Source organism: Pseudomonas sp. 2822-17 (assembly GCF_002742485.1).
Taxonomy (GTDB): Bacteria; Pseudomonadota; Gammaproteobacteria; order Pseudomonadales; family Pseudomonadaceae; genus Aquipseudomonas; species Aquipseudomonas cyclaminis.
Genome location: NZ_LJRZ01000371.1, coordinates 56721 through 70518, shown reverse-complemented (window position 1 = coordinate 70518; position 13798 = coordinate 56721). Strand labels below are relative to the sequence as shown.

Sequence of the window (13798 nt, the reverse complement as noted above, 5' to 3'; positions counted from 1 at the left end):
AGTTGAACCGAGGTTATTGACTCAGTCCGTGCCGTACTTGGGGTTGCGCGGGCCGTATAGGATCCCGGCGCGTTGGCCCGGTGACAGCAACCGCGCACTGGTGATACCGGCAATCGGGTGCGCTGCATCGGTGGAGCTGTTGATCACCTGCTTGACCGCCGCCGTAATCAACATGCCCACCAGGCCACCGCCGTTGTTGTTGCCTTCCTCGCTGGACGCGCGTGCGGTGCCGGTCCACAAGGTGGTGCCGGTGCGCAGGTCGACCAGTTTGGCCGAAGCGGTCACGGCGGTGTCGCTGGCGATCAGCATGTACTTGGTGCCGTACTCGCTGACGGTGATGTACAGCGCCGCGTCCGCGCCAAAGATGTCATGCAGCTTGGTCGGCGCCAGGCCCTGGATATCGTTGGCGGTGGTCAGGCCGTTCTGGCGGAAGGTTTCGTCCACCAGAGCGATCGGCAACACGTAGTAACCGGCTTCGGCCAGCGGGTAGGTCACTTGCGAGACCAGGCTGTACGAGGCCTGCACTTCCGGGGATTCGTTGATCGGTGGCAGCACCAGGATCGACTTCGGCCGCGCCTGTTTATACGCCGTGTAATCCACGGTCTTGGGCGTCGCACAACCGCCGAGCAACGCCAGGGCCAGCAAGGCGCCAGTGAGTTTTAACAGGCTCATTTGGTGGCCACTCCGGTCTTGGCGTTTTTCAGCAGAAAGTCCATGTAGGCGGCGGACTCAGGAAACAGTGCTTTCTCGGTGCGGAACTCCTGCACCATCTGATCATCCTTGCCCATGCTCAGGTAGAGCATGCCCAGGTGCGCGTGGTAACCCGGCGGCGCCTTGCGGCCACTGGCGTTGATCTTTTGCAGATCGCGTTCCAGTGCCTCGACCTGCGCTTCCTTGGGCTCGCCCTTGAAGTACTCATAAACCTGCGGCTGGTAGCTTTCCCATTGATACAGGGGTTGGGGCGCCGTGTGGCACCCGGCGACTGCCGCGATTGCTGTCAGCATCAGCGCCAACTTCACTGCCTTGCTCATCCGTGTACTGCTCCTTGAGGTGTTGCTGATCAGTTGCGTGGGTTCCAGGCACCGGCGTTGATGCCGTCGACCAGGCGGTTGATCGCTTCGCGCATGGCCAGGTCCAGGACCTTGCCATTGAGGGTGGAGTCGTAGCTGGCGGTGCCGCCGAAGCCGACCACTTCACGGTTGGACAGCGCGTATTCACCGGCGCCCTGGGTGGAATACACCACTTCGGAGGTGCTGATGTTGACGATGTTCAGCGCAACTTTGGCGTAGGCCACTTGGGTTTTGCCACGGCCGAGGATGCCGAACAGCTGGCGGTCGCCGGTTTCTTTGCGGCCGAACTCGGTCACGTCGCCGGTCACTACGTAGTCAGCGCCCTTGAGCTTCTGCGCGGTGCCTTTGATCGCGGCTTCCTGGGAGATTTCGCCCATGTTGTCGCGGTCCAGCACGCTGAAGCGGTTGGTTTGCTGCAGGTGGGTGATGAGGATGGTCTTGGCCTGGCCGCCGAGACGGTCAACGCCATCGGAGAAGATGCCGCGCATGTAGCTGGAGCGGTTGTCGAACTTACCCACGGCAATCGGCACGCGCACGCCAGAATAGGCAACGTGGGCGCTGGCAACCTGCTCCACCGGCATGGCGCGATTGCTTTCGGTGGCGCAACCGGCCACGGTCAGCAGCGCTGCGGCGGTGAGGCCTGACAGCAGGATTTTGGAGAGTGCTTTCACGTAGTGCTCCTGGGGTGATAAATCGGTAGTAGACAGCATTAACGAGAGGGAATGGCGCGCAGGTCATCGACGATGTCGCGACTCAAAACGCCGGTATAAAAACGCTCGACGCTGGAGTTACCGGAGTTGGTGATGATACCGCCCATGGTCCTCCACTTTTGTGCTTCACCCATCACACCGGCGGGCACAAGGTTGTTACGCGTCTTGGCAAAATGCAGCACCTCGCCAGCCCCCTTCTTGACCTTGACCTGATAGCTGAAATCGACAGCGGCCAGAATGGTGTTGTCATCCACGATCAACGTCGAGAGGCCACCTTTGGAGTCCGGGATATGGCGCGTATAGACGATGCTCACGTCCAACAGGTAATCGGCCTTTTCCTTGCTGGTCGCATAACGCTTGGCGCTGAGCAGGCGGTCGACCAGATCGACGCCCAGTTGCTGGCGCACCTTGTCATCCGGCAAAAAACGCTCGTTCTTGCCCACCACTTCAACATCAAAGGTATCGAGCCAGTAAGTGGCCGTCTTGGGAATAGTCACCGGCGCCGGAGAAATATAGTACTCCGGCTTGGAGGCGCAGCCCGCCATCAGGCAGGCAACGAGGAATACGGCAAACGCGCGCATGTCTGAATTCGTCCCTGAAAAGTATCGTGCTTTAAACAATCGCGGCATTTTACGGGGTTGAGAGGGCTTCTCAAGTGCTTTCGGTCGCCTGCGTGCGCCGCCGCACATTTCTCAAGTTGTGTACCATGCGGTCGAGACACTGTGTTGGGTCTGTTTATTAATAGGGATATTGCGTGTTTAAAGTCTTCCTCCGGGCTTCGGCCCTGCTCGCCGCGCTGTCGATGACCGGCTGCGTTTCCTACACCGTCACCGGCCCTATCGCCGCCCCGCTCCACCCCGTAGCTGTCAGCAGCCCGCGCAGCGCGCAAATTGCTGATGTGGCGGTGAGCGCCGCCGACGTCAACGAGGCCAACAAGGCTGCCATCAGCAGCTCCCTGACGGCCCAGATCACCCAGTACGTGCGCACGGCGGGTTACTTCAAGCAAGTTACTGAGTACCCGGTACGCCTGGGCGAGCAGGACGTGACACTTAAATTCAACATGACCGCCCTCAAAGGCCATCGCGCACCGCACCCGGCGTACGTCCCCGGTGCGCTGCTGACGCTGACCATCTGGATCTGGGTCAACGGCCCGATCTATGTGGACAGCTTCGAGGTGGCCGGCGACCTGGTGATTGTCGACCGCACTGGTAAAGAGCTGACCAAGGCCAAGGACTCGATCAAGTTCGAGCACAACGTCGGGCTTTACAGCGGCCAATATTGGGCGCCTTCAATGGGCGGCCAACAGCTGACCAAACTGGTCGGGCAATTGCTCGACACCGCCACTGCCAACCTGGCCAAACCGTAATTAAAGGAAGCGAAACATGAAAGGATTGATCAAACACAGCCTGGTACTCGCAGCGGTCTTGCTGACCGGTTGCGTGTCCTACTCGCAGCACGAACTGCCAGCCGTACAGACCTGGCCACCGACCGCCAACGCACCGGCGCAAAAGCCCACGGCGTATGTGCACACCACCGCGCAGAACCACGTCAACGGCGGCCCGGGCAACGCAGCCGTCGGCGCCCCGGTGGTGATGTGGGAAAAGGCCGTGGCCGATTCGTATCGTGACTCCCAGCGCTTTTCGCGGGTGAGCACCGACAAGGTCGACTCGGACATCTACGTGGATGCCACGCTGCACAACAACGAGGAATACAGCCCGGTGTCGGCGTTTATCACCGGTTTCACGTTCTTCGTTATCCCGACCACAGCGAAAAACATCTTCACCCTGGAGACAGTGTTCAAGGACAAGGAAGGCAAGGAACTGGGCCGCGTCAAAAAGAGCGAATCGGTGCGCACCTGGATGCATCTGGTGCTGATCGTGGGCATCCCGTTCCAAAGCGACACACGGGAAGTGGTCGAGGCGTTGACGCGCAGTACGCTGGATGAGGCGGTGCAGCGCAAGTTGCTGTAACCCCACCCTCTGTAGGAGCGAGCTTGCTCGCGAAAAACCGGAGAACACCGCAGGCATTCAGCATGTCTGCGGTATCGTTACCGGCCTCAGCTCACTTGATCAGGTCAGGTCGAGTGGTCTTGAGCATCGCTGCGCTCACCGCGCCCTGAACCGAGCAGGTGATCATGCCATTGCTGGTCTTGGCCAGGTCACCGGGTGCGGGCTCGACCATCAAGATGCGTTCGGCCGTATCGGTGACCAGCTTGCCCGCGTTGTCATCGCCGCCTTCCGGCACCCAGGCTGATTGCTTGTGCGACCAGATCTGCGCACGCGCGTAGATACCGTTGGCTTTCTCCAACGCCGTACCCGGTACTTTACTCAGCTGTGCGTAAAGCGCGTCGGGCGCCTGCTCGGTGTAGAAACCCCAGTTGATGATGCGCGAGCCCATCAGGTCCTGATCTTCGGCGAAAAAGCCGGTCAAGGTCATACCGTCAAGCGTCAGTGGCGTGTCGAACATCCAGCGCTGGCCCATATCGGACTTTGTGCCGCCGCTGAGCGTGATCTTGCCGTTCGCTACCTTATGGGCGACACGTTCCGTGAGCCCTGGCTGGCTTACTACCGCCAAAGAGTTCTGGTCGCAGGCGAGAAAATTTTGCAGGGCAGGCGCCGCAGCGAAGCTGCTGGTGCAGGTCGCCAGGGCCGTGAGTGAGATAAACAGACGATACAGTTTCATTGACAGCTTCCTTGGGTCTAAATAATTGCGGGCCGGAAAGGTCAGGCGCATAGCGGGGGATTTGCGTCCATAAGGTGCCACTCCGGCTTATTGTGGAAAAGGGACTTGAAGCATTTGAGGAGAAGAGCCGTGACCGCCAACTGCGCGCTTTAGAACGAAAAGCGCGCAAGCTGGGGATACAACTGGTCAAGGCAGATTGATTTTTTAAGAGCAAAAACAATGGGTTATATTTTTTTGATAAGAATTTGCTCCCGTTGGACTGCGCAGCAGTCCCATTCTTTGTGAACAAGGAACGGACCACCTATATCGCAGCCCAGCGGGAGCAAGCTCCCTCGCCACAGGTACGGCGTTCGTCCTTAACTGACTGGCATTAGGGCAAGCCCCCTCCCACATTGGATCGGGTTTACAGCCTTAGCTGGCGTCTTTGCTTTGGGTTGCGCCAGGCACGAGGGTCAACCCCGGCTTTTCCACGTCACGGGAGACATGGGCTTTGACTTCCGACACGCCGCCCTCTTCGTCGTTGTGGATCACCAACACGCCTGGCCGGCGCAGTTGCTCCAGGTCGCCCTCCGCCAGGCTGAAGCTTTCGCTCAGGCGCTTGTCGCTGAGGGCCTTGGCCTCGGCGCGGCGCTGGGCGAATTTGCGCCCCTTGCGTTGCTGGTAGCGCGCCCAGGAGACCAGGATCACGGCGTTGAACAACGCAATCCACAGGTAGATCTGCAAGGTGTTGAGCGCGGCGAAGATCGGCGCCTCGATGCGCGGGCCGCCGTGGGTGTCGAGCATCGAGGTGATCCCACGCGCCAGCAGCCAGACCAGTCCGGCCCAGGCCATCAGGGTCAGGATCACGTCGATGATCCACATCACGGTACTTTGGCGAGTTCTGACCAGTTTCATGATCACGCCTCCTCTTCAACAGGTTTGATACCGCGATCGGGGCTGACCCAACGCGCGCGTTTCTGGTGCTGGTTGAACAGCACTTTGGGGAAACTGACCAACGTGGTGAACAGGCTGACCAGCCAGAACACCATCGGGTACCACACGGTCCAGAACAGGGTTTTCCACAGGTCTTTCTCGTAGCGGCGGTCGATCAGGATGCTGACTGCGAATTGCAGCAGGCACACCATCGCCAACACCAGGCCGGTAAAGGCCGGCGGCATCAGTGAGTCCACGGCGATGGCCTGGGGCAGCGGGATGAACTTACCCACGCCCCAAAAGATCACCGACAGCATGAAGGTGAAGGCCCAGCCGGTGGACAGGCAGTATTCGAACAACAGCGGCCACAGGTAGCGGTGACGCCATTGCCAAATGCCACGAATGTTTTTGAACAACACTTCGGCACCACCCTGGGCCCAGCGCAGGCGTTGTTTCCACAGGCCGCCGACGGTTTCGGGCATCAGGATCCAGCACAGTGCGCGCGGCTCGTAGAAGATGCTCCAGTGGTCCAGTTGCAGCTTCCAGCTGACGTCAATGTCTTCGGTGATCATGTCGGTGGACCAGTAGTCGATGCGGTCCAGCGCCTTTTTACGGAACGCCACCACCACACCCGACACGGTGAAGATCCGCCCGAACACGCGCTGGGTGCGCTTGATCAAGCCGATGATCGAGGAGAACTCGCCCACCTGCACGCGGCCGATCAAGGTCGAGCGTGTGCGGATGCGTGGGTTGCCGGTCACGGCGCCCAGGCGCGGGTTGTCGAGCATCGGCGCGACCATGTAGGCCGCTGCGTTTTTATCAAGCAGCGCATCGCCGTCGATGCACACCAGGTATTCACTGCGCGCCGCCACGGCGCCCATGCGCAAGGCCACGGCCTTGCCTTGGTTCTGCGCCAGGTGCAGCACCCGCAGGCGCGGATGTTCCAGCGCCAGGGCATCGAGCACGGCGGCGGTGTTGTCTTTGGAACCGTCGTTGACTGCGATCACTTCGATGTTCGTGTACAGCTGACCGAGCGCCGCATGGATGGTGTCGGCGGCGTTATCTCCCTCGTTGTAGCAAGGGATGATGATCGAGATCAGCGGGTTGCCGGCCAGGGTCGGCGCCGGGGTGTCTTCTTCCCAAGGCCAGTGGCGCTCCCAGTGCAGCCAGAAGTACAAGCCGCCGGCAATCCACAACGCCGACATGAACAGCGGATAGAAGAACACGAAGTCCATCAGGAACTGCCCGGTGACCAGGAAGATCAGGCCCAGGGGCACGCCCAAGACCAGTGCCAGCACGAATAAAGCCAGGATTCTGTCGAACATGGTCAAGGGTTCCATTGGTTGGAAAGGGCCGGACGCACAGTCTTCAGGTCCGGGGAATTTTCCAGGAAGTTGTCCGGGTAGTAGCCAAAACTCGTGACACCCTGGCGCTTGAGTACACCCATCCATTCGGCCATTTGCGCGGCGGACAGGTCAGGGGCACCCGGGGTACGCCAGTCTTTGGCTTGCAGCTCGAATACGGTTCGCTGCATCGCACCGGGGCGGGCCTTGACCGTCGCCACCAGCTTTTCCAGCCAGGCGTTGGAGTTTTTCAGCGTCTCGCCTTCCATCAGCGGCATGGCCATGGGCGCGGTCCAGTCGTAGGTCTGCAGGAAGTCATCGAGGTTCTGCGCGAACCAGGCTTCGCTTTCGGGGTTGAGCATCGGCTGCGCGAAGATGTTGCGCGCGGTCAGCACCTGCGGCCCGGCAATGGCGCGGACCTTGGCGGTCAGCTCATTGGTGAAGTCGATCAGGTAGCGGCTCTTGAAGCGCGTCCAGCGCTGCATCGCCGCAGGGTCGGCGCGCAGGGCCTCGATGCTGCCCGGCAGGCCGTTGGCGGCATAGGCCTTGAGTGCGGCGGGGCTGGCATCTTCGAAGTCCGAGAACACCGCGTCGTCGTGGTACAGCACCCCGTCGATGGCACTGTTGCGCGCCAGGTCTTCATAGAGCTCGCCAATGATTTTGCGCACTTGCGGGTCGAACGGCGACAGGCGTTTGTATTGATCCGGGTCGATGCCCACCTTGCCGCTTTCCGGGTCCCAGCGCGTCACACGCGGCAGCTTGGGATCAAGGGCAAAACTCAGCACTGGCATCCAGGCATACACGCTGGCATGGGCACGGGTGTGCAGCTGCCAGGCGACGCGGTTGAACAGGTCGGCGCGCATCGGCAAGTGGCGGTTGGGGAAGTACAGCGAGTGCACCAGGCCGTCACCCTTGGGGTCGGCGAAGGCTTGCAGGAACACCGTACCGGCGCCCATGTCCACCACACGTTGCACCAACTGGTCGAGGTTGCGCGCTTGTTGGGCGGCATCCGGGTCGTAGACGTTATCCAGGTCCACATGCAGCACCCGCAGCGGTGCCGGGGTTTGCACCGCGACGATGCTGTTGGCGAAATGCTCGCCATCCGGGTCGGAAGCCACCAGGAAGCGCGGGCTGTTCATCAGGTTATCGGAGCTGTCGAGGCCGTCTTCCAGGGTCAGGGCCATCTGGTAGCCCTGCTCGCCGACAATGGCCAGCGAGGTGCCTTTGGCCGCGCCGTATGGCCATACCCAGACCCGTGGCTTCTTGCCGGTCACGGTTTGGATTTTGTTGGAGATCGCCACCACATCCGCACGCAACCGCGCATCGAACTGCGCCTGGCTTTCATAACGCCCGGTAGCCGGGTCAAAACGCAACGAGGTCGCCGCCGGCTCCAGGTTGCCCTGGGGGTTGGCGAGGATGCCTTTGTGATTGGCGTCGGTGTGTGCGGCGATTTCCACCAGGCCGGACTGGGACACTTCACGAATCTGCTGCCAGGTCAGGAACTCGCCACGCGGCCGGGGCGAGCCGGCAAAGTCCACCGGCTGGTTGAGCGGTGTGTCGATCCAACTGCCCACTGGCGCCAGCAGGGCCGGCCAGTGGTAGGCGCGCAAAATCGGCAGCACGCGGGTGTAGAAGCTCGAATAGCCATCGTCGAAGCTGAGCATGATGGCTTTGGGCGGCAATGCCGGGCCGCCACGGCGGGCGGCCAGGATTTGGTCAACGCTGACCGCCTGGTAGCCGTTCTCGCGCAGCCAGGCCAATTGTTCGATCAAACGCTCGGTGCGCACCGCCACCACGGCCTGGTCGGGATCGCGATCCGACACGTCGTGGTAGGCAATGCCCAGGAAATGGTTTTTCGGCCACGCCTGTTCGTTGAGCGGGGTCGGCCGCTCGGCGGGTGGAGTGAAAGGTGCGGGTTGCTGGGCGCAGGCACTGGCCAGCAATACACCCAGAACCAACAAGCAACGGCTGAGGAAGGTCATGGTCAGGCTCTTTTAGAAACGGTAAGTGAGGTCGACGAGCAGGCGCAGATCGCGTTCGCGATCACCGTCGTAAGGTCGGCTGATCAGGCTCAGGTTGGCGCCAACGTCCAGTACATCGTTCCAGCGATAGCGTTGGCCGTAGCCGATCAACGCCATGCCGCCGGTGGAGTAATCACGCTGGCTATACGTACCCGCACCGACCTGGAACTGCTGACTCCACTGGGTCTCGTAGCGGTGATAAAGCACATGGTTGATGGTGAGGACGGGCAGCACGGTGAAATCCGACTTCGGATTGAAGTACACCGTGTCTTCCTTGCTGTTGCGACTGGCGCCGACTTCCAGGCCCAGGTCGACTTGCACCCTCGGCGAGCTATAGAGGCCCTCGCGGCCGCTGAGTAGGGCTTCGAAGCGGTCGTTGCCGTCGCTGAAATGGGACGGGCTGAGGGTCAGTTTCCACTCGCGGCTTTCGTTGGCGCGCCAGCGGACAAACCCGCTGCCGCCGTTGGCCGTGATGCCGTCATTCAGCGCGCGCAACGGCGTGGTGCTCAGCAGGTAGCCGAGGCTGCCGCCGTATTGCCAGTGGTCGTTGATGTCGCGGGCAATCGAAATCGCGGCGCCTTGTTTGGAGCCATCGCCGTAGGAATGGTTGGAGACCTCGGCTTCGATGGTCATGTCGCGGGTGCGCCGCTCTACACCGACCACCTGCCAGCGATGCTGGCCGGTGCCCTCTTCGAAATCTGCACGGGCGTAGCCGGCACCCGCGAACAGGCGCCAGTCTTCGTCGATGGGCGGCGTGTAGAGACGGCTTTCGATGCCCCAGTCACGACTCCCCGAAACCGCCCCTGCCTCGCTGTCGTTACCGCCGCCGAAGCTTTTACCGGTGTAGGCCTCGACGCGCAGCTCAGCCATGTCATGCACATCGCGCAGGCGGCTGAGGCGCTGCACTTGGCGGTTGTCCGGGTTGCGCGCAACCACGTCGTCGGTAAGCACGTCGAGCTGGCGCCACTCCTGCAGGTCCATCGCGGTGTACGCCTGGCTCACTTCCAGGCCGATGTCGCGCGGGGCCTGGGCTTCGGTTTCCTTGAGGATGCCTTCGGCGCGCCGGGGCAGATCGCGGGCGCGGTACATGTCGGCCTGGGCCAGACGCAGGCCGACGTTGCCCGGAGCCTTGGCGACCAGCGCTTCCAAACCGGCTTCGCTGCCCGGCAGGTCGCCGCCGTAGACGCCAGCCTGGGCCGACAGTTGCTGGGCGTCCATCCACGCGTCGTTGGGGTTGCCGACGGGCAGACCCTTGAGTTCGACACGGGGTTTCTGGCTGTTGGCGAGCCCCTTGGCAACCTCGTTGGCGTCCTCGCCTTTGTCGCTTTCCTGCAAGGCGTAGAACAACGCAGTGGTGTCTTCGACCCGGTCATCGGGTTCGGCATCGGTGGCGCTCAGGGCCTGGCGATACAGCGGCTCGGCTTTTTCCGGCTGGCGTTGGTCGAGGTAGGACGCGGCCACCCAGCGCACGGCGTAGGTCGGCAATTGCACGCCTTCGCCTTTAAGAATTTCGTACTCACGGATCACTTCGGCGGTACGCGCCCGCGCCTTGAGCGCGCCGAGGCGGTCGATGCGCCAGCGCACCACGTCGTCATGGGCGGTGGCGTCCGGGGTCCAGCGGGCGAGCAGTTTGTCGTAATCCGCCAGGGCGCGGTCGGCAATCACGTAGCGGTCTTTTTCGCTGCGCGTGGCGAACTCGGCCATGCGCACGCGCTCGGCGGCGAGGTCGCCTTCCAGGCGCCGTTGAGTGACCGGGTCCAGCAGGCCGGGACGTTGGGCCGACAGGCGCAACGCGGCTTCCGGCAGGCGGGCCTTTTGCAGGGCAACGATGTATTCGCGGGCGACGTCGGGTTTGTCGCCGGCGCGGATAAACGCCTGGTCGAATTCAAACAACGCGTCGTAGTTCAAGCCGGCGCGGGTCAGCGCGTACCCCAGGGCCATGCGGCGGTTGGGGTCATCGGGCTTGGCGGCCACCAACGCACGGGTGCGTTGCACGGCTTCGGTGGTCTTGCCACCGTCGGCCTGGGTCAGGGCGAGGCCCAGTTGCAGGTCGATGTTATTTGGCTCACGCAGCAGCGCCTGGCGATAGACCGCCTCAGCCTGGGCCCACTGCTTTTGATTGCGATAGGTGCGCGCCACGGTGGCGAGCGCCTGGGTGCTGAGGTTGCGATGTTTACCCTCGGCCTCGTACACCTTAAGTACTTCAGCATCCTGGCCGGCCCAACCGGCGATCACCACATGATCGCTGACCTGGCCTGGCGTCTGGCGCTCGGCCGACAGCTGACGCAATTGGGTAAGGGCGGGTGTGAAGTTGCCGTTGCGCGCCTGGATGATCAGCGCGTCATAGGCCGGATCGGCCATGGCGAAAGCGGGCATCAATAGCTGGCTGCATAAAGCTGCCCCGACGAGCAGTCGCAACCGGCCTGATGCACTGAGTGGTAGGTTTCGCAACATATCGTGAGCTTCCTTACACACGGAAAGCTGTAACGATAGGTGGTCCTGCGCGATTCGCTGCAGGGTGCCGGCGTCTAATGACCCGGCCTAGCTTTCCTGTGTGAACTATCTCTTAGGAAAGTTGGCAGAAGGCCAATTCAGAACAATTGTTCAGAATTGCGGGCAAATCTGAAATGTGAATGCGGGAGCAGACTTGCCTGCAACAGAAGGGCTCGGTACGCATGAACGCCAGCCGTTTGACCTCTGTTGCGGGCAGGCCCGCTGCCCCATTATTTATTTGCGAGCCAGGGCAGATTATTTACTGCGCGCCGCTCACCGCACCAACTTTGGCCATCACAAAACCAATGAATTGCTCGACAGTCATCTTCTGGCCGTTGAACGTCACTTCATTGTTGGCGTAGTGCAGCTTGGACACCACGTCGCTGCCGACCAGGGTCGCCAACTGCGTGCCCACCGCCATGCCGCTGACCATCTCGGCGGCCATCTGGGATTGTTGCTCGATGGCTTTCGGGTCGGTCACGCCGCCGAGTTGCGCCTGCAGCGCGGAAACGTCAGCGATCATCGGCTTGGACAGGGTCAGGTTGGCGTCCAGCAGCGCAATCATCTGCTTGCCCAGTTCAACCGGTGGCAGCTCCATGGACACCGGCTTGGCCAGGTCGACCAGCAGGCTGAACTTGCTTTCGCCGTGGGTGGTTTTCAGCGACAGGTTTTCTACCGCCACTTGCGGCTTGGCGGCCAGGACCTGGTTGACGTTGGCTTCGGCCAGGGCTTGCTCGGCTTCGGTCAGTTGCAGCTCAGGTGCCGGCTGGTTGGCGGCGGCAGCGGCTTGTACCGGCTGCATCTTGTCCTGGTAAAGCTTGGTCAGCACCAGCATGGCCGGGATGTCGACATTCTTCATGCTCACAGCCAGCGCCGCCGAACCCACGGGTTTGCCTTGGTAGCCGATCTCGTCGATCTTGTAGTCGACACGGCCGGCCAGGTTGTTGTCCTTGGTTTCGCTGGAATCTTTCTGCTCGAAGCCTTTGACGGTCAGCACGGCTTTCTGCGGGCCGAAGGTGAACTTGCTGTCGGTCAGCTCAACGGTGTTTTGCCCGGTGTAGAAACCGAAGGTGGATTTTTCCAGGTTGCTGGCGATGGTCAGGCCCGACAGCTCGGCTTCGAAGGCTTCGCCATTGGCATCCACGGCGGCGACCTTGAGGCTGTTCATAAAGCCATCGGCCTTGACCTTCTGGCCCTCAGCGGTGCCGTCGAAGTTCATGTTGGCGCCAGAGAAGCTCACCGACGATTTGTCGTCCTTGAACTCCAGCGGCAGCAACTCGATGTTGCCGTTGACCGAACGGGTGTAGCCGATATTGGCCACGCCTTTGAGCGGCGACACGTCTTTGGCGGCGGCGAACCACTTCTCGGTAGTGGCGTTCTTTTCCAGCGCGTAGTGACTGGTGGCCATGACCGGCAGCCACTTGAGCGTCACCAGGCGCGAGAACGGCAGCGGGCCGTGTTCGATATGGTCGACAAACAGCAGTTCCGGGTTCGGGTTGTCTTCGCCGAAGACCGAGCCTTGGCCTTTCAAGCGGTAATGGGCGGTGCTGCTGAACACCCCACGATCCAGGGAGACCAGCTCCAGGGCCACGGTGCCATCGACGCCGGCCATGGAGGTCTGCAGTTCCTTGTTGGCGTTCTGGATCGCGGTTTGCAGCACCGGCTCCAGTTGTTTACCGGTGTACCAGGCGCCGCCTGCACTGACGACGCCAACGGCGACAACAAAACCCAAAAGAACGACTGCTGGCTTATTCATGAAGTGACCTGATCAAATCCTGTGAGAAGTGGGCTGTCTTCCTTGAACCCTGTAAGGGTTGGCTCAAGCCCGCCGAAAGCGGGGGAAGATTAGCACTGGCGGCCGTAAACGGCCCAGCCTTTCAGAGGGATCAGTTCAGTAGTAGTTCAGGAATACTCCAGCTCGATTTCATCCAACTGGTGATCGAAACTCTTCAAGCGCGCCGTCCAGGTGTACACCAGCACCTCAAACTCGCGGTGTATCACCGCATTGCCGGGGGTGTCGGCCTTGGGGTCGCAGAAGTCCAGTTGGTAGCGTTCGCGGGCCATCTGTGTCGCAACATCAGACAATTCCCGCGCATTATTGAGCCAATGCCTACCTTCGGCGACCTGATGATCGAGGGCCACGCACTGTTTTTTCAGGACTTCGAGGCTTTTTTCCAACGGCGTACCGGTGAGGTCGCCCATGACTTCCTGGAACGTGCGCCCCGGCTGCCAATAGCTGCCCCAGAAATAACGGTCGAACACCGTTTCCACCCGGCGCAGCGCAACCTTGGTGTCCCAGATCGCCACGCGGGTCTTGCCTTGTTCGAGGAGTTTTTTCTTGATGCGTTGATTCTGGTAAGAAGCCCAGGCCACCACGCCGATGGACAAGGTACCGATCACCAGGCAGGCGCTGTCGAGAAAGACCATGGCCTTGTCGAGCTGGTGGGCGAGCATGACGCCGTAGAAATACGCGGCCGATAACAGCACCAGTGCGAAGAGCACGCACCAGAAAGCGGGAGCATAAGGGTTTTTCATTATTGGAATCCCCATGAGCAAACGCGAGCAGT

At 61.3% G+C, this 13798-nt stretch carries 13 protein-coding genes; 2 read left to right on the top strand and 11 right to left on the bottom strand.

Annotation, left to right across the window (positions count from 1 at the left end):
- Positions 1 to 21 precede the first annotated feature (21 nt).
- Genes AOA60_RS10355 through AOA60_RS10340 form a run of 4 tightly spaced genes read right to left on the bottom strand, consistent with a single transcriptional unit; the run spans position 22 to position 2361 of the window.
- Entirely contained in the window at positions 22 to 672 is a 651-nt protein-coding gene (locus AOA60_RS10355) for a DUF799 domain-containing protein (protein WP_099584345.1), read from the bottom strand.
- On the bottom strand, positions 669 to 1031 hold the full coding sequence (locus AOA60_RS10350) for a DUF4810 domain-containing protein (protein ID WP_032884856.1): 363 nt from the start codon (positions 1029 to 1031) through the stop codon (positions 669 to 671). The genes AOA60_RS10355 and AOA60_RS10350 overlap by 4 nt, the downstream gene beginning before the upstream one ends.
- A 29-nt stretch (positions 1032 to 1060) precedes the next feature.
- Positions 1061 to 1741, bottom strand: a complete 681-nt coding sequence (locus AOA60_RS10345; protein ID WP_099584344.1) for a CsgG/HfaB family protein — start codon at positions 1739 to 1741, stop codon at positions 1061 to 1063.
- A gap of 38 nt (positions 1742 to 1779) precedes the next feature.
- A complete protein-coding gene (locus tag AOA60_RS10340) occupies positions 1780 to 2361 on the bottom strand; it encodes a hypothetical protein (protein ID WP_099584343.1) in 582 nt (193 codons plus the stop codon).
- 173 nt (positions 2362 to 2534) lie between these two features.
- Here AOA60_RS10340 and AOA60_RS10335 point away from each other — a divergent pair, with 173 nt between their 5' ends.
- Complete coding sequence (locus AOA60_RS10335) at positions 2535 to 3146, top strand: hypothetical protein (protein WP_099584342.1); 612 nt, start codon at positions 2535 to 2537, stop codon at positions 3144 to 3146.
- Positions 3147 to 3162: 16 nt separating this feature from the next.
- On the top strand, positions 3163 to 3750 hold the full coding sequence (locus tag AOA60_RS10330) for a hypothetical protein (protein WP_099584341.1): 588 nt from the start codon (positions 3163 to 3165) through the stop codon (positions 3748 to 3750).
- 91 nt (positions 3751 to 3841) lie between these two features.
- Here AOA60_RS10330 and AOA60_RS10325 read toward each other — a convergent pair whose 3' ends face one another.
- From AOA60_RS10325 to AOA60_RS10295, 7 genes are all read right to left on the bottom strand, one after another.
- A complete protein-coding gene (locus AOA60_RS10325; protein ID WP_099584340.1) occupies positions 3842 to 4462 on the bottom strand; it encodes a hypothetical protein in 621 nt (206 codons plus the stop codon).
- Between the two features lie 411 nt (positions 4463 to 4873).
- Positions 4874 to 5356, bottom strand: a complete 483-nt coding sequence (gene pgaD, locus AOA60_RS10320) for a poly-beta-1,6-N-acetyl-D-glucosamine biosynthesis protein PgaD (protein ID WP_099584339.1) — start codon at positions 5354 to 5356, stop codon at positions 4874 to 4876.
- 2 nt (positions 5357 to 5358) lie between these two features.
- A complete protein-coding gene (gene pgaC, locus AOA60_RS10315; protein ID WP_099584338.1) occupies positions 5359 to 6699 on the bottom strand; it encodes a poly-beta-1,6-N-acetyl-D-glucosamine synthase in 1341 nt (446 codons plus the stop codon).
- A gap of 2 nt (positions 6700 to 6701) precedes the next feature.
- Positions 6702 to 8699: a poly-beta-1,6-N-acetyl-D-glucosamine N-deacetylase PgaB gene (gene pgaB, locus AOA60_RS10310; protein WP_099584337.1), complete on the bottom strand. Its 1998-nt coding sequence runs from the start codon at positions 8697 to 8699 to the stop codon at positions 6702 to 6704.
- A gap of 12 nt (positions 8700 to 8711) precedes the next feature.
- Positions 8712 to 11192 carry a poly-beta-1,6 N-acetyl-D-glucosamine export porin PgaA gene (pgaA, locus tag AOA60_RS10305; protein ID WP_099584336.1) on the bottom strand — a complete coding sequence of 827 codons (2481 nt, stop codon included), beginning with the start codon at positions 11190 to 11192 and terminating at the stop codon, positions 8712 to 8714.
- Between the two features lie 298 nt (positions 11193 to 11490).
- Positions 11491 to 12987 carry a YdgA family protein gene (locus AOA60_RS10300; protein ID WP_099584335.1) on the bottom strand — a complete coding sequence of 499 codons (1497 nt, stop codon included), beginning with the start codon at positions 12985 to 12987 and terminating at the stop codon, positions 11491 to 11493.
- 146 nt (positions 12988 to 13133) lie between these two features.
- Complete coding sequence (locus tag AOA60_RS10295) at positions 13134 to 13766, bottom strand: NADH:ubiquinone oxidoreductase subunit N (RefSeq protein WP_099584334.1); 633 nt, start codon at positions 13764 to 13766, stop codon at positions 13134 to 13136.
- Positions 13767 to 13798 lie beyond the last annotated feature (32 nt).